We start from the raw sequence: 17285 nt of genomic DNA on the forward strand, positions 1-17285 counted from the left end.
CTATCGCTCGCAGCGACGCCAACAAATTTGCAACAGCCTGCTTGCTGCATGAGGCGGTGTCAGGCGTCCGGCACCCGTAACGGCTGTGAAACGCCTTGCGCCAGCGCGTGCTATCGGGCAAACCGGCGTTCCTTTCGCGATTTTTCCCGCCCGGGGTCTTCCATGTCCACACAGGTTTCGCCGCTCGCGCCGAAGAAATATGCCAAGATGCCGGCCATCGAGGGCGTGCGCATCGCCACCGCCGAGGCCGGCATAAAATACAAGAACCGCACCGACTTGCTGGCCATGGTGTTCGACGCCGGCACCACCGTCGCCGGCGTGTTCACCAGGTCGAAATGCCCGTCGGCGCCGGTTGATTTCTGCCGGCAGAACCTCGTGGCTGGCAAAGCACGCGTGCTGGTGGTCAATTCCGGCAATGCCAATGCCTTTACCGGCCAGAAGGGCCGCGCCTCGACGGCACTCACGGGCGAGGTGGCGGCGAAAGCGGCCGACTGCACAGCGGGCGAGGTGTTCCTGGCCTCGACCGGCGTGATCGGCGAACCACTCGACGCCGGCAAGTTCAGCCATCTGCTGGCCGGTCTGGTCAAGGACGGCAAGCCGGAATTGTGGAGCGAAGCCGCCAAGGCGATCATGACCACCGACACCTATCCCAAACTGGCGACCGCGACGGTCAAGCTCGGCGATGCCGACGTCACCATCAACGGTATCGCCAAGGGCGCCGGCATGATCGCGCCCGACATGGCGACGATGCTTTCCTTCATCGCCACCGATGCGCCGATCGCAGCACCCGTGCTGCAGGACCTCCTGTCGCGCGGCACGGCCAAGACCTTCAATGCGGTTACCGTCGACAGTGACACCTCGACCAGCGACACGCTGCTGATATTCGCCACGGGTGCTGCCGCCAGGCGCGGCGCGCCGGCAATTTCCGACCCCAAGGATGCGCGCCTCGGCGCCTTCCGCCGTGCCCTCGGCAAGGTGCTGAAATCGCTGGCACTGCAGGTGGTGCGCGACGGCGAGGGCGCCCGCAAGCAGGTCGAGGTCACCGTCACCGGGGCCAAATCGGCCCGCTCGGCCAAGCGCATCGCGCTGTCGATCGCCAATTCGCCGCTGGTCAAGACGGCAGTCGCCGGCGAGGACGCCAATTGGGGCCGCGTCGTCATGGCCGTCGGCAAGGCCGGCGAACCGGCCGACCGCGACCTTCTGTCGATCTGGTTCGGCGACAACCGCCTGGCCTATCAGGGCGAGCGCGACGCCGCCTATTCCGAGGAGGCGACTTCGGCGTATATGAAGCGCGACGAGATCCGCATCCGCGCCGATATCGGCATCGGCCGCGGCAAGGCGACGGTGTGGACCTGCGATCTCACCAAGGAATATGTCGCCATAAACGGCGATTATCGGAGCTGATGGCGTTGGCTTCCAGACATCCGGCAAGCGTGTTGGCGATCGTGCGCCGCTATGAGGCGGCCGGCTTTCGCGCCTGGCCGGCCGCCGCCGTCCATTATGACGGCACCTGGGTGGTTCGGCTGACGGCCGGCCACCCGGCCAAGCGGCTGAACTCGGTCAATCCGCTCGATCCGGGCGACATCCAGCACATTGCCGAGCGCATCGGCCGTGCCAGCCGCCGCTTCGACGCCTATGGCAGGCCGCTGACCTTTCGCATCTCGCCGCTGTCGGGGCCGGATCTTTCGAAGTATCTCGACAGCGAAGGCTGGAGCATATTCGCGGAGTCGCTGGTCATGCGGCTGCCGCTGGCGGACGCCGCGCTCGACGACGCCATGGACCAGATTCCGTTGAAGGACATCAGCCGTTTCATCGGCGCGGCGCTCAAGGTGAGCGGCTCGGATGTGTCGCTGCGGCCGGGCCTGTCGGAGATCATCGGCGCCATCCAGCCGGAGGCCGGGCTGTTTGCGCTGGAGGCCGGCAGCGAACCGCTGGCAACGTTGATCTGCGTGCATGACGGCGACCTTGCCGGCCTGTTCGAGATCGCCACCGACAGGTCGGTGCGCAACCAGGGCCATGGCCGCCATCTCATCCGGTCGGCGCTGAAATGGGCGCGGCTGCGCGGGGCGCGGGAAGCCTGGCTGCAGGTCGAGGCGGACAACGCGCCGGCGCTGGCGCTCTACCGTTCGCTCGGATTCGACGAAGTCTATCGCTATCGCTATCGCCGGCCACCCGGCGCATGAGCGGCTTGGATACGATCGGCAAACGCCTGCTCCTGGTCGCGGCCTGCGCGCTGGTCGATGCCGACGGGCGCGTGCTTTTGGCGCAGCGGCCCGAAGGCAAGCAACTCGCCGGCCTATGGGAGTTTCCGGGCGGCAAGGTCGAGCCCGGTGAGACGCCGGAACAATGCCTGATCCGCGAATTGTACGAGGAGATCGGCATCGAAACCGACATCCCTTGCCTGGCCCCACTCACCTTCGCCAGCCATTCCTACGATGATTTTCACCTGCTGATGCCGCTGTTCGTCTGCCGTCGATTCCGCGGCATTGCCCAGCCGAAGGAAGGCCAGGTGCTGAAATGGGTGCGGCCGCGCCAGATGCGCGATTTTCCAATGCCGCCGGCCGATGCCCCGCTGATCCAGTTCCTCATCGATCTGCTGTAACGGCCGACCTGCCGTAAATCGGGCAGCGCCGCAACGCGCTGGCAGCAGCGTTAATGAAAGATTTATCTGACCGTGAAAAATTGACGCTAGGCGGTTACGCCGATTCCACCGCTGGGGAGCGATTTGCATGAGCCTTGAAAAGGACTGGGACTCGCCTTGGCCCGACCGCCTTCCTGGCGCCGCCAATGCCGGCATGGGAATATTGCGCATCGCCCTCTTGTTCGGCTCGGCCGCGGTGGCTCTGGCCTTGATCGCGACGCCCTACCTCGACAGCCGGACCCGCTCGCAGTTTGCCCGCGACGGGCTTGATACGATGAGCACCGGCTCGATCGGCCAGCGCGATAGCTATACGCTACGCAAGAGCGTGCTGCAGCCGCTGCCCAGTTCGGTCTGCGTTATACGGGCCGATGGCAGAAGCAGCGGCGACTGCTGACTCCTCAACAGATCTCTAGGATTCGGCTGTTTCCTAGGATGCAGCTGGTTCACCGCGCGTTAAGCCTGTCGCATTAACCTTTCTTAACGGGTCGGCGCTAGGTTCGGGCAAGAGGGATGGGCGCCCATGAAAATCTTGCTGCAACGATTTCTAGAAGACGAGAGGGGTGCGACGGCTATCGAATATGGTTTGATCGTCGCCGTGCTGTCGCTTGCCATTGTCGCTGGTATTGGCCAGGCTGCCGGCGCCATCCAGTGGTTGTTCAGCGACAACAGCAGCAAGCTTGCCAACGCCTTTGCACAGTGACCCGCTTAGCTTTTGCGTGGGATACGCTTAGCTTTTGCGCAAGGATGCGCTCAGGGGCCGCCGGGGTTTTCCAGGATTGTCTTCAGCGATATTTTTGCGGAGCCCGGCTTCAGCGGCTTTTGCTGAGAGGCATCGGGCGCCCAGCCTGACATCCAGACCACCGAGAAACTCGCCCTGACGCGGCCATCGGCATCCGAAAACCGCTCCGCATAGATTTCGGCGGCGCGCGCGAACAGCGCTCGCGTGCCCGGTCGCCTGCTGCGGTCGACAAGCGCGCTGGTCTCGCCCATGGCACGCAGGTCGGCGACCAGGCCAAATAGCGAATCGTAGCGCACCGTGATCGTCTCGACGTCGGCAACCGGCAGTGCCAGGCCGGCGCGCTGCAGCAGCGCGCCGGCATCGCGGACGTCGGTGAACGGGATCACACGCGGGCTGGCGCCGCCATAGAGCTCGGTCTCGGCGGCAAGCAGGCTTTCGCGCAGTTCGGAGAGTGTGCCTGTGCCGGCGAAGGCGCCGAGGAAAAGCCCGTCCGGCTTCAGCGCCCGGCGGACCTGCACCAGCATGCCGGGAATGTCGTTCATCGCCTGCAGCGACAGCAGCGAGACTGCGAGGTCGAGGCTTTCCGGCTCGAATGGCACGGTTTCCAACGGCGCCAACAGTCCTGGCTGGCCACCCAGGAAAGCGGCGTCGGCCTCGACGCGCACGTTTTCCGTCACCTTGCCGCTTTCGGCGAGCACCTCTGCTGCTGCCGGCGTCTGGCAAAACAATGAGGCCGCCTTGCCGAACCTGCGTTCGACGGCGCCGAGCCGGTCGGCAAGATCCTCGGCCGCCCGCCGCATGAGGAAATCCGCGCCGGCGATGGGACGGGTCAGTGCCCGGCGCTTGCGCGCCAGCCAGAGCGAGGTGTCAATTACAGGCTGCAATTGGCAGGTCCTTGTGCTTCGCTCTCTGATATAGTGATGCGGAGGACCAACCACGTGGCCGATCCCATGCCAGAGATCAAGCGTATTGCGATCAAGAGCATTGCCCGCAAGGCATTGGGCTGGCCAGCGCGCCTCTTGTTCCCGCCGGTCTGTGCCGGCTGCCGCCGCCATGTCTCGCAGCCCGGCGTGTTGTGCGGCGCCTGCTGGCCGAAACTCAGGTTGCTGGAACGGCCATGGTGCCCGGTGATGGGCACTCCGTTCACCCACAATATGGGTGAGGGTTTCCTGTCGGCGGAGGCTATAGCCGACCCGCCGCCGTTCGAACGCGCGCGGGCGGCGGTTGCCTATTCCGGCGTTGCCCGCCAGATGGTGCAAGGGCTGAAATACCAGGACCGCACCGATCTGGCGCCGTGGATGGCGCGCTGGATGCTTCGCGCCGGTGCCGAACTCATCGCCGAGGCCGACGTGGTCGTGCCGGTGCCGCTGCACTGGCGGCGTTTCTTCCGACGGCAGTTCAACCAGTCGGCGGAACTGGCGCGGGCGGTGGCGCAGCTCGGGGAGCGGCCTTTCGCGCCATCAGCCATCAGGCGCATCAAACTCACGCGCCAGCAAGTCGGGCTGGTGCGGCGGGAACGCGAGGAAAATGTTCGCGCCGCATTCAAAGTGCCGGATGAGGCGGAGATCGAAATCGCCGGCCGCCGGGTGCTGCTGATCGACGACGTCTACACCACCGGCGCCACCGTCCGCGCGGTCGCCAGGGCGTTGAAGAAGGGCGGTGCCGGCGCGGTCGACGTACTGACCTTCGCGCGCGTGCTGCCGGGGGACTTTCGGGCCGACGAATCGGCGCCTATATAGCCTAGGAACGAGGCAGGATTGCTGACCGATGGTCGATGTGACGATCTACACGCGGATGATGTGCGGCTATTGCACCGCGGCCAAGCGGCTGCTCGACAGGAAGGGCGTGACCTATACCGAGCACGACGCCTCCTTCTCGCCGGAGCTGCGCCAGGAGATGATTTCCCGGGCCCATGGCCGTTCCACCTTTCCGCAGATATTCATCGGCGACACGCATGTCGGCGGCTCCGACGATCTCCACGAATTGGAGGCGGAAGGACGGCTGGACAAATTGCTCGCCAACGGCTCGACCAGATAAGGACATGACCATGGGTGCTTTCAAGGCGGCGGCGATCCAGATGCGTTCGGGAACCAGCCCGGAGCGCAATGCGGTCGATCTGGAACGGCTGGTGCGCGAGGCGGCAGGCCTTGGCGCGACCTATATCCAGACGCCGGAAATGACCGGCGCGCTGATCCGCGACAGCCAGGCGCGGGCCGCTTCCTTCACCTCCGAGGACAAGGACATCATCGTCTCGACGTCGCGGCGGCTGGCGAGCGAGCTCGGCATCTTCCTGCATATCGGCTCGACCGCCATTCTGCGCGCTGACGGCAAGCTTGCCAACCGCGCCCTTCTGTTCGGGCCGGACGGCGCCACGATTGCCACCTACGACAAGATCCACATGTTCGACGTCGATCTCGACAATGGCGAGAGCTGGCGCGAATCCGCCGCCTATGAGCCGGGCACCGAGGCCGTCGTCACCGAAATCGATGGCGCGAAGCTCGGCTTTGCCGTCTGCTACGATCTGCGCTTTCCGCAGCTGTTCGGTGCCGAGGCGCTGGCCGGCGCCGATCTGCTTTCGGTGCCCGCCGCCTTCACCCGCCAGACCGGCGAAGCGCATTGGCATGTGCTGCTCAGGGCGCGCGCTATCGAGAACGGCGCCTATGTCGTTGCCGCCGCGCAAGGCGGCGTGCACGAGGACGGCCGCGAAACCTATGGCCATTCGCTGATCGTCGATCCCTGGGGCCGCATCGTCGCCGAAGCTGCCCATGACGAGCCGGCGGTGATCGTCGCCGAGATCGACCCGGCGCAGTCAGTCGCTGCGCGCAAGAAGATACCGAATCTCAAGAACGCACGCGATTTTGCCGTAAACGCCGGTTCGGCGGAGGCAATGCCGCTCAGGGGTGCCGCCTCTTGATCCGCTTTTCCCTGATCTGCGAACACGAGCACGAATTCGAGGCCTGGTTCCGCAGCAACGACGATTTCGACACACAGAAGAGGCGCGGTTTCGTCGATTGCCCGGCCTGCGGCTCGCACAAGGTCGACAAGGCGCTGATGGCGCCTGCCGTCTCCACCGGGCGCAAGCGCGAAAGCATCGCGCTGGCCATGGGCGAGGCGCAGAAGCAGGCGCTGGCGCAGCTCAAGGCGATGGCGGAGAAGGTGCGCGAAAACGCCGATTATGTCGGCGACAAATTTGCCGAGGAAGCGCGCAAGATCCATTTCGGCGAAAGCGATCCGCGCGGCATCTATGGCGAGGCGACGCTAGACGAGGCCAAGAGCCTGGCCGAAGACGGCGTCGAGTTCATGCCTATTCCAAGCTTCCCCGACGACCGCAACTGAGGAAAGTCTTGCCCCATCCGGAGAAGACTGAAAAGCGGCGTAGTTCAGAGATAGTGATCCGTGTTTTCAGCTGGTTGGCTATAAAGTCGATCGACAAGAGAACGATCGATGGGTTGCCAATTTTCTATAATGGCGAGAGCGGTGGGAAAGATGCAGATAAGGTTGCCGCCGCGCTGCGATTGATTCAAGAATTTGACCCTGTTCGATATAGCCGCCTGGTCCGCGATCTCAAACGGATCTGGATTACAATCAATCCAGGTGCCGCTGCGCAATTTGTGAAATCGACTTCGACTTGCGAGCTTGATCGGCGATTTGTTCTAGGCGAGCACACGCCGACCGACCAGATCGCCAGCGCGATAGTGCATGAGGCGACGCATGCGCGTCTCCATCAGCGAGGCATTGGCTATGAGGAGGAATTGCGCCACCGGGTGGAGTGGGTTTGCATGAGACGTGAACTGGCTTTTGCGGCGAAACTGCCGGACGGGGCGAGTATTCGTCAATGGGTCGAAGCTCGACAAACGGAACCCTCGGATTTTTCCAATGTAGCGATGAATGGTCGGCAAATTGATAGCGCGCGTGATGCCTTGCTCCATCTCAATGCTCCAGGTTGGCTGGCAGACTTGATCGTCTTTTTCGCCCGGCGGCGATATCAGAGGCGTATCAGGCGACAAGAAGCTGAAGCGCATTTCGACAAGCGAAAATGATGCTCCGTTTCGCTTGTGGGGATTCGCTTCCGCCCAGAGCGGCGATGCCGCCGCCCCCTGCACAAGCGTCCGCAATTTCAGGCCGAGCAGCAAGGATGGGCCTCGCGGGTAATCGTTTCGCTGCTTCTTTCATGCCCACTGCCTGACGGGCTTGCTTCACTTGACGGACTTGCTTCCGCATAGGCTGCAAACTGGCGTTCAAGCGCCTTGACTGCACTGCTGCGCCAGCCCTCCGCCAGGGATTCCGACATGGGATCGGGGAAGATTTCCTCTTCGCCGTTCTCCACGCCGTTCAGGATTGCCCGCGCGACAGACTCCGGAGAAGCCTTCGCGATGTCCAGGCCCCGTGTCATGTCCGTGTCCACCGGGCCGGGAAGGACCCTGTGGACGCTGACACCCCGTCCGGCCAAAAGGGTGCGCAACGACTGCGACAGCGAGAACGAGGCCGCCTTCGAGACCGAGTAGGCCGGACTGAACGGCACGGCGGCAATCGAGGCCAGCGACAGAATGTTGACGATGGCTCCCCGCGACCGGGCCAGCAACGGCAGCAGAGCCTGGGTAACGTCGTACGAGCCGAAGAGGTTTACGGCGAGCTGTTGTTCGAGCACACGACGGTCGCTGAGGTCATCGAAGGGCGATACGCCGGCGTTGTTGATGAGGATATCGAGAGCATCGATCTTCTCGACCGCCTCCCGGATATGCGCAGCGTTGGTCACATCCATGGTCAGGGACGTCACACGCCGATCCGGATGAGCCATCGGTTGGCGGCTTGCGGCGAAGACGCGCTTTACGCCTCTGCTCAGGGCTTCCTCGACCAGTGCCCGACCGATGCCCCGATTGGCTCCAGTCACCAGGATGGTTGTACCTTCGATCTTCATTGCGTCTCTCCTAATGCTTATCGTTGTGTTCGAGCCCAGTGCACAGTCTAGCCGCGACTCAAGGTTGGCGCGCCGCAACTCAGGTTGGCTACAGTCGCCGTTGTCGATACGACTGGTTGGTGAGATGGACTTAGCGCCGGATGTCGAAGCCATGGGAGTGACAAGTGTGACGGGATTCCGATGGACTCGCTGATCACGGCCGCGGCGCATGCGCTTGCGGCGGGCGATCCGCTCGGCGCCTTGAAGCGGGTTGCGCTGCGCGACGATGCGCCGGCACTGGCGTTGCGCGGTATCGCGATGGCGCAGCTTGGCGACCTGGTTCGGGCGAACGTTCTTCTCAAGAGGGCGGCGCGCGCATTCAGCCCGAGGGAGGCTGTGGCCCGCGCGCGGTGTATCGTCGCCGAGGCCGAGATCGCGCTCGTCTCGCGCGACCTTGCCTGGCCGGCCAAGGCACTCGACGCCGCACGGGCGACGCTTGAAAAGCATGGCGACCGCGTCAACGCCGCGCATGCGCGCAACCTCGACGTTCGGCGCCTGCTGCTGATCGGCCATCTCGACGAAGCCGAGCGCAGGCTGGACGGCTTCGATCCCTCGCTGCTGCCGCCGGCATCGCGGGCCGCCCACGAGCTGGCTGTCGCCGGCATCGCCATCCGCCGCTTGCGGACCGGCCCTGCGCGCGCCCCGCGTGGCCTGGCGGCGCGGGCGGCGCGCGCGTCCGGCATCCCCGCGCTGATCGCGGAGGTGGAGAGCGCATCGCTGGTGCTGGACACGCCGGCCGCACGCCTTGTCGCGCGTGGCGGGGAACGGCCCCTCCTGCTCGATGAAGTCGAAGCGCTCCTGGCGTCGGGGGCGCTCGTGGTGGATGCATGCCGCAATGTCGTGAGGGTCGCAGATACGGTCGTCTCGCTGGCGACCCGCCCGGTGCTGTTCGCGCTGGCCCGCGCGCTGGCCGAAGCCTGGCCGGGGGACGTGGCAAGAGCGACGCTCATTGCGCGCGCTTTCCGCGGAAAGGACGCGGACGAATCACATCGCGCACGGTTACGGGTCGAAGTCGGGCGGCTTCGCGCGGAGCTTCGGAGTTTGGCGGATGTGAGCGCGACGAAGCGGGGCTTTGCGCTGGCCCCGCGCCGCGCAGGTGAGGTCGTCGTGCTGGCGCCGCCCGTCGAAGAAGAGCATGCCGCCGTGCTCGCCTTCCTCGCCGACGGCGAGTCTTGGTCGAGTTCGGCCCTGTCGATTGCGCTTGGAGCCAGTTCGCGTACCGTGCAGCGAGCGCTCGAGCAGCTCGCCCAGGCCGGCAAGGTGCAGTCGTTCGGCCGCGGACGGGCGCGTCGCTGGATGACCCCGCCGCTGACGGGTTTCCCGACAATTTTGTTACTCCCCGGGCCACTGCCGGGCTACTAGGATGGAATCATGGAACGATCCGCAGCCGAAGTCCTTCGAGAGTATGGACCCTTTCCGGGTGTCGACCACGTGGACGGCGTTACCTTCGACGGTGAGCATGTCTGGTTTGCCTCAGGCGACAGATTGAACGCCTTCGATCCGGCAAGCGGCAAAGTGGTGCGCTCGATCGATGTCGCGGCACACGCCGGAACGGCCTTCGACGGCCAGCATCTCTATCAGATCGCCGAGGATCGTATCCAGAAGATCGATCCGAAGAATGGCCAGGTGCTGGCGACGATCCCGGCTCCTGGCAATGGCGGTGATTCCGGGCTCGCCTGGGCCGAAGGAACGCTCTGGGTCGGGCAGCATCGGGGCCGAAAGATTCATCAGGTCGATCCCGAGACAGGGGCAATCCTTCGCACCATCGTTTCCAACCGCGTCGTCACCGGGGTCAGCTGGGTCGACGGCGAGCTGTGGCATGGCACCTGGGAGGGGGAGGAGAGCGATGTCAGGCGGATCGATCCTGAAACGGGAAAGGTCCTTGAGAAGCTCGATATGCCGCCGGGAACAGGCGTGTCGGGGCTCGAATCCGATGGCGGCGACCAGTTTTTCTGCGGCGGCGGAAACAGCGGCAAGATCAGAGCTGTTCGCCGGCCCAAACGAGGCTCGGCGACCAGGATTTAAGCTTTCCACCCTCTCGGCCGGCCCTCTTGGCCGCCCTGGGTTAGCCTAGGCTCGCTATCAGTTTTTCGAGCAGGCGTGCGAGCATGATCTGCTCCGGGCGTGCTAACCCAGAAAGTATCTGGTGCTCGTTGGCGACGTGAGCGGTAACCGCCTCGTCAATCAACGCCAGACCCTTTTTAGTCAGTTGCACGACAATGCCGCGGCGATCGTCGGGGTGCGGCCCGCGCTTGATCAGACCGGATTTCTCGAGCCGATCGAGGCGGTTGGTCATCGCGCCCGACGTTACCATCGTCGCCTCGTAGAGAGCCGTCGGCGTCAGCGCGTATGGCGGCCCGGAACGACGCAGCGTCGCCAGCACATCGAATTCTCCGGATTGCAGCCCGTAACTTGCAAACAGCGGCGCCAGCCGCTCTCGTGCGATCAGCGAGGCGGCCTCGTTCAACCGTCCGAGCACGGCCATCGGCGAGACATCGAGATCCGGCCTTTCCTTTTTCCATTGCCCGATCGCTTTTGCTGCGCGATCCATGTCTCTCACCGTTATGTATCTTGACGTGAAGAATCTTTACCTTATCTTACCTCAGCTTGCGATATCGGCCAAGTGCCGCGAACGGGCGACGGACGGTGCGATGAAATTTCTCTGGGACTCGGCGCTTGGCCTTCTGGTTGTCACCGGTGGACTGCTCGGCCTGACGCTGCCGTTCGGCAAGATCGCGACGGCGGCCGGCGTGGCCGCCATGGTCTGGGCCTTCGTCATCTCGCTTGGTGCCGGCGGCGTGCTTTTGTGCGCATTGCTGCTCAACGGGAAGCGCATACGGCTTACGCCGCACCGGCTGCGCTATTTCTTCGTCACCGCGGCCGTCTCATATGCAATCCCCAATCTGCTGATGTTTTCAGCCATTCCGCATCTGGGCGCCGGCTACAGCGGCATCATGTTCACGCTGTCGCCGGTCGTCACGCTGGTGTTCTCGATGCTGCTCGGCGTCAGGCGCCCGACCATGCTGGGCATCGTCGGCATAGTCGTCGGTTTCGTCGGCGCAGTCATGGTGGCGGTGACGCGCGGCGAAGCGGGCCAGCCGGCCGAATTTTTCTGGGTTGCGATGGGCCTGCTCATCCCGGTCAGCCTCGCCGCCGGCAACATTTACCGCACCGTCGACTGGCCCGAAGGCACCGGCCCGATCGAGCTCGCCGTCGGCAGCCACCTGGCAGCAGCCTTGATGCTGTTTGCCGGCATTCTGGTCCTGCTTGGCGGCAATGCATTCGGCTCGCTCGGCGGCGTGCCGCTGGTCGCTGCGGCACAGGTGGCATCAGCCTCGGCGATGTTCGCCTTCTTCTTCCGCCTGCAAGCGGTCGGCGGCCCGGTCTATCTCAGCCAGATCGGCTACGTCGCGGCGGCGGTCGGGCTGTTTGCCGGGACCCTCTTCCTCGGCGAGCGCTATCAACTGCTGACCTGGGCCGGTGCCGTCATCATCACCGCCGGCGTGTTCATCACCACCAAGGCTCAAAGCCAGAGGCCATAGGGGCCAGAAGGCGTAAGCTTCAGACGGATGCCTTCTCCGCCAGCACCATGTAGTTGACGTCCATGTCCTTCGAGCGCTGCCAGCGGTCGGCGAGCGGGTTGTAGGTGACGCCGGTGCGGTCGACGACGGTCAGGCCGGCGCCGGCAAGCGCCTTTTCCAGTTCCTCGGGGCGCACCAGCTTGCCGAACTGGTGGGTGCCGCGTGGCAGCCAACGCAGCACATATTCGGCGCCGATGATGGCCAGGCCCAGGGCCTTCAGCGTGCGGTTGATGGTGGCGACGAACATGATGCCGCCGGGCTTGACCATCTCGCCGCATTTGGCCAGGAACAGATCGACATTGGCGACATGCTCGACCACTTCCATGTTGAGGATGACGTCGAATTTTTCGCCGGCATCGGCAAGGTCTTCCGCGGTCGTGGCGCGATAATCCACGCTCACGCCGACTTCCGCCGCATGCAGCTTGGCCACTTCGATGTTGGTGGCGGAGGCATCGGCGCCGACCACTTCGGCGCCAAGCCGCGCCATCGGCTCGCACAAAAGCCCGCCGCCGCAGCCGATGTCAAGGAAGCGCAGGCCTTCGAACGGCCGTGCCGCACGCGGATCGCGGCCGAAGCGGGCCGCCACCTGGTCGCGGATATAGGCAAGCCGGATCGGGTTGAACTTGTGCAACGGGCGGAACTTGCCGTTCGGGTTCCACCATTCGGCGGCAAGGGCGGAAAATCGTTCCACCTCTCCGGCATCGATCGTCGATCGTCGGGGCTCAGGCATGGCGTGGTCTCCTCGGACGCTAGGAAGTCGGGCGCGAGGCTGCGAATGTCAAGGCGCGAAATTCACCGCCGGCGGTGCGATGCGCGCGATGCCTTCCGGCGCCGCCTTTTGCCGGCTGCATTTGTGTCAGCAGGTGTCAGTTGATGGTGTGCCGGAAGGAAACGCCTAGGCTTTGGCGGACGAAGCAGAGACATCGGGTTCGGAGGAGTGCGCAATGATGCGAGCGGTTGCTTCCATTCTTTGGCGCGGGCTTGACCAGGAAGGCCACGACGCTTGCCTTCTGTCGGAAGCGAGTTCCGGGTGGAACCTCAGGGGACACGCGCTTTTCGTCCAGGACGGCGAGCCGTGCAACATCGCCTACGAGGCGGACTGCGACGCCGATTGGCATACACGATCGGCGCGCGCCGACGGCTTTCTCGGCACGCAAGAGCTGCATTACAGGATCGACCGGCTGACCGAGCGCCAATGGACGCTGAACGGCGAGCATCAAGCGGAAGTCGACGGTCTCATCGATGTCGATCTCGGCTTCACGCCCGCCACAAACCTTTTGGCGCTTCGCCGTTTTGCCCTCGATGTCGGTATGGCGACGCCCGCGCCGGCAGCCTATCTGACATTTCCCGAACTCAGGCTCGTTCGCCTCGAGCAAACCTATCAGCGCGTCGATGCTGCACATTACGCCTATGCCGCCCCGATGTTCGGCTACCACGAGACACTGGAGGTCTCGCCGCTCGGTTTCGTCCTCGACTATCCGCGCCTGTGGCAGGCCATCGTGCGGACGGGCTGAACCGCCCGCGTTGGGAGTGCAGCTGGCCGGTGTGGCTTAACGGCAAATTTACGATATTGGCGGTTTCTTGACGTTGGGTCAGTGTTTGGCATTTAGATTGCTGTCCGAGTAGGGGCAGCCGGGTGCGCATAAGAACCCAGATAGTCGCGACATTGTTCAGCGCCGTGGCCTTGATCGGCCTTGTCGGCGGCGTTGCGATCGTCTCGCAGATATCGCTGACCAAATCCGTGGCCCTGGCCGAGGCGACAAGCGTCGCACGGCAGTTGGCCGAAACTATTGCCTTCAGGGCATCGGACGCGCCGCGTTCATTATTCGAGAGACCCGATGCGCTCCGCGAATTCGTGACTTTGCAGCACGGCCGCTCGAAACGCGATCTCGTCATCGTAGACAAAAACAAGGTTATTTTCGCCGACGTTCCGGGAGAAGAGCAAAATATCGGCACGACGTTCGACTACGATCCCGGCAATGAAATCGCCCGGACGATTGACGACGGCGTGCCGCGCAACTTCGTCGAGGCCAGTGCCGACGTGGCCGATCCGATTGACCTGGTTGCGGTGCCGATCGAGGATGCACCCGGCAAGATCGTCGGCGCCGTCCTGTTCGAGTATACGCCGCTGCTGCGTGCCGCACAGCAGCGCACGAATGATATGCTGTGGCTTGTGGGCTTGTGTACCGCGGCAGCCGTGCTGATCGCGGCGGCCTCCGCCTTCCTGTTGTTGCGAGGCTTCAGTAAAGGCCTTGCTGGTCTCAACCGCGGCATCGAATCGCTGGCGCGCGGCGACGCCGGGGCCCGTATCGGCCGCACCTCCGATGACGAGTTCGGACAGTTGGCGCAAGGGTTCGACACTATGGCCTCCGAAATCGAAGCCTCGCGCGCTCAACTTGTCGATCAGAAGGCCTACATCGAAGACATCGTCCAGACCGTTGCCGAAGGCATCGCCGTCATCGACGGCAAGGGTCAGGTCGTGTCCGTCAATCCGGCGGCAGCCGAGATCATCGGGCGGCGCAGCGACAAGGTCGTGGGGCAGGACTGGCAGTCGGCCCTGGATATTAGGGGGCCGTCGGGAGACAAGCCCGCGTCGGGAGCATCTCCGGTCGAACTGGCCATGACCACCGGCCGCCGCCACCAGAATGAGGTGAGGCTGGCAAAACCGGATGGGACCTCCTTGCCCGTGGTCGTCAGCTGCAATCCGCTCAACCGCGCCGATGGCGGCATCGTGCTGACGCTCAGCGACATCAGCGACCTGCGCAGTGCCGAGCGGGCGGTGCACGATCGTGCCGAAGAACTGGCGAGGCTCAATCGTGAACTGAAAGAGACATCGGCGGCCACGACCCGCCTGGTCAAGCTCGGCGAACTGCTTCAGGCCTGCGTCACTTTTCGCGAGGCATTTTCCGTCGTCGGCTCCGCCATGCCTGATTTCTTCGGCGGATTGAGCGGAACCGTTCACCTGACCAGTGCGTCGCGCAACCTCGTGGAGGAGATGGCGCATTGGGGCACCATCCGGTCGAGCGTCGGCCAGTTCGGACCGGAAGATTGTTGGGCGCTGCGGCGCGGCCAGGAGCACGTCGCCGGTCCAGGCATGCTGACGCCGCGCTGCAACCACATCACCGAAAATGGCGGCCGCGGTTATGTCTGTATGCCTCTAGCAGCGCAGGGAGAGACACTTGGCATCCTGCATCTGTGCGAGCCGAATGCCGTTGACAAGCCGGAGTGGCTTGCCGAACGGCAGCAGATACTGCGTGGCGTCGTCGATACGCTGGCGTTGGCGCTTGCCAATCTGCGGCTGCGCGAGACGTTGCGGCAGCAGTCGATCCGGGATCCCAACACCGGGCTCTACAATCGCCGCTACCTTGAGGAGACCAGCAGCCGCGAGCTCAGGCGCCTGGAACGTGCCGAGCAGCCGCTGACGTTGATCATGCTCGACGTCGATCATTTCAAGCAGTTCAACGATACGTTCGGCCACGAAGCGGGGGATCTCGTCCTCAAGCAGGTGGCCGCCACGCTGGTCGACCATGTCAGGGAAAGCGACGTGGTTTCGCGCTACGGCGGCGAGGAATTTGCCTTGATGATGCCTGGAACGTCACTGGCCGATGGCGCCGATCGCGCCGAAGCTCTGCGAAAGGCGATCAAGCAGCTGCATGTCACGCACCGCGGCCGCACGCTCGGCACGATCACCGCGTCGTTCGGGGTCGCCGCCTTCCCGGAGCTCGGAGCCTCATGGGCGGAGATCGTCAATGCCGCGGATCGCGCTTTGTATCAGGCAAAGGCTGAGGGCCGTGACCGCGTCATCGCCGGAGCGGGTCTCGCCCGTGTCGAGCAGCAAAAGCCAAAACTCACCAAGAGCGTGGCTTGAAATCTGGTTGATGGACGGGGCAAGGCGACGGAATCCTCACCGCCTTGCGAAACCGCGATCATTTGGCTAAGGAGGCCGCGCATTGAGCGCCCGGCCACAGCTTGGCGCATTTTTCCGCTTTTCGGCCTCCGGTCCGGCATCCAGTCAAAGGCATTTCGCTTCTATGGCGCGCATCGTGATGAAATTCGGCGGAACCTCCGTCGCCGACATCGCCCGCATCCGCAATGTGGCGCGTCATGTCAAACGCGAGGTCGACGCCGGCCATGAGGTCGCCGTCGTGGTCTCGGCGATGGCCGGCAAGACCAACGAGCTCGTGCAATGGACGCGCGAGGCCTCGCCGATGCACGATGCGCGTGAATATGACGCCGTGGTCGCCTCCGGCGAGCAGGTCACTGCCGGCTTGCTGGCGATCGCGCTGCAGAATATCGGCGTGCATGCCCGCTCCTGGCAAGGCTGGCAGATCCCGATCAAGACCGACAACGCGCATGGCGCGGCGCGCATTCTCGACATCGACGGCGCGTTCTTGATCAAGCGCTTCGGCGAAGGCCAGGTGGCGGTGGTCGCCGGTTTCCAGGGCATCGGGCCGGACAATCGGATCGCGACGCTCGGCCGCGGCGGTTCCGATACCAGCGCTGTCGCCATCGCGGCAGCGGTCAAGGCCGACCGCTGCGATATCTACACCGATGTCGACGGGGTCTACACGACCGATCCGCGCATCGAGCCGAAGGCGCGGCGGCTGGCCAAGATTTCGTTCGAGGAAATGCTCGAAATGGCCTCGCTCGGCGCCAAGGTCCTGCAGGTGCGCTCGGTCGAGCTTGCCATGGTGCACAGGGTGCGTACTTTCGTGCGGTCGTCCTTCGACGATCCCGATGCACCCGGAATGGGGGATTTGCTCAATCCGCCGGGAACGCTTATTTGCGACGAGGAAGAGATCGTGGAACAGCAGGTCGTCACCGGAATTGCCTATGCCAAGGACGAGGCGCAGATTTCGCTGCGCCGTGTCGGCGACCGGCCGGGCGTCGCCGCCGGCATTTTCGGGCCGCTGGCCGAGGCCAACATCAATGTCGACATGATCGTCCAGAACATTTCCGAGGACGGCAAGTTCACCGACATGACCTTCACCGTGCCGTCCGGCGACGTCGACAAGGCGCTTGCCGTGCTCGAGCGGCTGAAGGCGACGATCGGCTACGATGTGGTGCAGTCGGAAGCCGGCATGTCGAAGGTCTCGGTCATCGGCATCGGCATGCGCAGCCATGCCGGCGTCGCCGCCACCGCCTTCAAGGCGCTGGCCGACCGCGCGATCAACATCCGCGCCATCACAACGTCCGAAATCAAGATTTCGATCCTCATCGATGGTCCCTATACGGAACTAGCAGTTCGCACTTTGCATTCCGTCTACGGTCTGGATAAGCAGTAGCAGGCTGCATCGGCCCGAAAATCGGCGGCAATTTTCGGAAAGGCCGGATCGAAAGCCTTGGAGCGGCCTTTATGCGTCCAAT

Annotated in this window: 20 protein-coding genes; 16 read left to right on the forward strand and 4 right to left on the reverse strand. The window is 64.1% G+C overall.

The window, feature by feature from the left end; genetic code table 11:
* Window positions 1-162 precede the first annotated feature (162 nt).
* From argJ to NKJ55_RS30230, 5 genes are all read left to right on the forward strand, one after another.
* The gene (gene argJ / locus NKJ55_RS30210) at window positions 163-1404 is read left to right on the forward strand and encodes a bifunctional glutamate N-acetyltransferase/amino-acid acetyltransferase ArgJ (RefSeq protein WP_352453065.1); all 1242 of its coding nucleotides are present in this window, start codon (window positions 163-165) and stop codon (window positions 1402-1404) included.
* On the forward strand, window positions 1404-2183 hold the full coding sequence (locus NKJ55_RS30215) for a GNAT family N-acetyltransferase (protein WP_031212044.1): 780 nt from the start codon (window positions 1404-1406) through the stop codon (window positions 2181-2183). The genes argJ and NKJ55_RS30215 overlap by 1 nt, the downstream gene beginning before the upstream one ends.
* Entirely contained in the window at window positions 2180-2602 is a 423-nt protein-coding gene (locus NKJ55_RS30220) for a (deoxy)nucleoside triphosphate pyrophosphohydrolase (RefSeq protein ID WP_023677979.1), read from the forward strand. The genes NKJ55_RS30215 and NKJ55_RS30220 overlap by 4 nt, the downstream gene beginning before the upstream one ends.
* 127 nt (window positions 2603-2729) lie before the next feature.
* Window positions 2730-3035 (forward strand): hypothetical protein, encoded by a 306-nt coding sequence (locus NKJ55_RS30225; RefSeq protein WP_023677980.1) that lies wholly within the window; start codon window positions 2730-2732, stop codon window positions 3033-3035.
* Between the two features lie 126 nt (window positions 3036-3161).
* Window positions 3162-3341 carry a Flp family type IVb pilin gene (locus NKJ55_RS30230; RefSeq protein ID WP_352453066.1) on the forward strand — a complete coding sequence of 60 codons (180 nt, stop codon included), beginning with the start codon at window positions 3162-3164 and terminating at the stop codon, window positions 3339-3341.
* 50 nt (window positions 3342-3391) lie between these two features.
* Here NKJ55_RS30230 and NKJ55_RS30235 read toward each other — a convergent pair whose 3' ends face one another.
* Window positions 3392-4264 carry a methyltransferase domain-containing protein gene (locus NKJ55_RS30235; protein WP_352453067.1) on the reverse strand — a complete coding sequence of 291 codons (873 nt, stop codon included), beginning with the start codon at window positions 4262-4264 and terminating at the stop codon, window positions 3392-3394.
* A 54-nt stretch (window positions 4265-4318) separates the two neighbouring features.
* On the opposite strand from NKJ55_RS30235, the gene NKJ55_RS30240 reads away from it, so the two are divergent.
* Genes NKJ55_RS30240 through NKJ55_RS30260 form a run of 5 tightly spaced genes read left to right on the forward strand, consistent with a single transcriptional unit; the run spans window position 4319 to window position 7420 of the window.
* Window positions 4319-5119: a ComF family protein gene (locus NKJ55_RS30240; protein WP_352453068.1), complete on the forward strand. Its 801-nt coding sequence runs from the start codon at window positions 4319-4321 to the stop codon at window positions 5117-5119.
* 28 nt (window positions 5120-5147) lie between these two features.
* Window positions 5148-5417 (forward strand): glutaredoxin 3, encoded by a 270-nt coding sequence (gene grxC / locus NKJ55_RS30245; protein ID WP_352453069.1) that lies wholly within the window; start codon window positions 5148-5150, stop codon window positions 5415-5417.
* Between the two features lie 10 nt (window positions 5418-5427).
* On the forward strand, window positions 5428-6294 hold the full coding sequence (locus tag NKJ55_RS30250) for a carbon-nitrogen hydrolase family protein (RefSeq protein ID WP_352453070.1): 867 nt from the start codon (window positions 5428-5430) through the stop codon (window positions 6292-6294).
* The gene (locus NKJ55_RS30255) at window positions 6291-6716 is read left to right on the forward strand and encodes a DUF1178 family protein (RefSeq protein ID WP_352453071.1); all 426 of its coding nucleotides are present in this window, start codon (window positions 6291-6293) and stop codon (window positions 6714-6716) included. The genes NKJ55_RS30250 and NKJ55_RS30255 overlap by 4 nt, the downstream gene beginning before the upstream one ends.
* Window positions 6717-6724: 8 nt before the next feature.
* Window positions 6725-7420 carry a hypothetical protein gene (locus NKJ55_RS30260; RefSeq protein ID WP_352453072.1) on the forward strand — a complete coding sequence of 232 codons (696 nt, stop codon included), beginning with the start codon at window positions 6725-6727 and terminating at the stop codon, window positions 7418-7420.
* Between the two features lie 77 nt (window positions 7421-7497).
* Here the strand turns inward: NKJ55_RS30260 and NKJ55_RS30265 are convergent, their stop codons facing one another.
* Entirely contained in the window at window positions 7498-8298 is an 801-nt protein-coding gene (locus NKJ55_RS30265; protein ID WP_352453073.1) for an SDR family NAD(P)-dependent oxidoreductase, read from the reverse strand.
* Between the two features lie 180 nt (window positions 8299-8478).
* Between NKJ55_RS30265 and NKJ55_RS30270 the strand changes: the two genes are divergently transcribed.
* Both NKJ55_RS30270 and NKJ55_RS30275 read left to right on the forward strand, forming a co-directional pair.
* A complete protein-coding gene (locus tag NKJ55_RS30270) occupies window positions 8479-9699 on the forward strand; it encodes a helix-turn-helix domain-containing protein (protein WP_352453074.1) in 1221 nt (406 codons plus the stop codon).
* 9 nt (window positions 9700-9708) lie between these two features.
* Window positions 9709-10362: a Vgb family protein gene (locus tag NKJ55_RS30275; RefSeq protein WP_352453075.1), complete on the forward strand. Its 654-nt coding sequence runs from the start codon at window positions 9709-9711 to the stop codon at window positions 10360-10362.
* Between the two features lie 40 nt (window positions 10363-10402).
* On the opposite strand, the gene NKJ55_RS30280 is transcribed toward NKJ55_RS30275, so the two are convergent.
* Window positions 10403-10888, reverse strand: a complete 486-nt coding sequence (locus NKJ55_RS30280) for a MarR family winged helix-turn-helix transcriptional regulator (protein WP_352453076.1) — start codon at window positions 10886-10888, stop codon at window positions 10403-10405.
* Between the two features lie 100 nt (window positions 10889-10988).
* On the opposite strand from NKJ55_RS30280, the gene NKJ55_RS30285 reads away from it, so the two are divergent.
* Window positions 10989-11879: a DMT family transporter gene (locus NKJ55_RS30285; RefSeq protein ID WP_352453077.1), complete on the forward strand. Its 891-nt coding sequence runs from the start codon at window positions 10989-10991 to the stop codon at window positions 11877-11879.
* A gap of 19 nt (window positions 11880-11898) precedes the next feature.
* On the opposite strand, the gene ubiG is transcribed toward NKJ55_RS30285, so the two are convergent.
* The gene (ubiG, locus tag NKJ55_RS30290; RefSeq protein ID WP_352453078.1) at window positions 11899-12648 is read right to left on the reverse strand and encodes a bifunctional 2-polyprenyl-6-hydroxyphenol methylase/3-demethylubiquinol 3-O-methyltransferase UbiG; all 750 of its coding nucleotides are present in this window, start codon (window positions 12646-12648) and stop codon (window positions 11899-11901) included.
* A gap of 214 nt (window positions 12649-12862) precedes the next feature.
* Here ubiG and NKJ55_RS30295 point away from each other — a divergent pair, with 214 nt between their 5' ends.
* From NKJ55_RS30295 to NKJ55_RS30305, 3 genes are all read left to right on the forward strand, one after another.
* On the forward strand, window positions 12863-13432 hold the full coding sequence (locus NKJ55_RS30295) for a putative glycolipid-binding domain-containing protein (RefSeq protein ID WP_352453079.1): 570 nt from the start codon (window positions 12863-12865) through the stop codon (window positions 13430-13432).
* A gap of 122 nt (window positions 13433-13554) precedes the next feature.
* Window positions 13555-15786, forward strand: coding sequence for a sensor domain-containing diguanylate cyclase (locus NKJ55_RS30300; protein ID WP_352453080.1), 2232 nt, complete (start codon window positions 13555-13557; stop codon window positions 15784-15786).
* A gap of 163 nt (window positions 15787-15949) precedes the next feature.
* Window positions 15950-17203: an aspartate kinase gene (locus tag NKJ55_RS30305; RefSeq protein WP_254816709.1), complete on the forward strand. Its 1254-nt coding sequence runs from the start codon at window positions 15950-15952 to the stop codon at window positions 17201-17203.
* The last annotated feature ends 82 nt before the right edge of the window (window positions 17204-17285 follow it).

The sequence above is a fragment of the Mesorhizobium sp. M0106 genome, assembly GCF_040322715.1.
Taxonomy (GTDB): Bacteria; Pseudomonadota; Alphaproteobacteria; order Rhizobiales; family Rhizobiaceae; genus Mesorhizobium.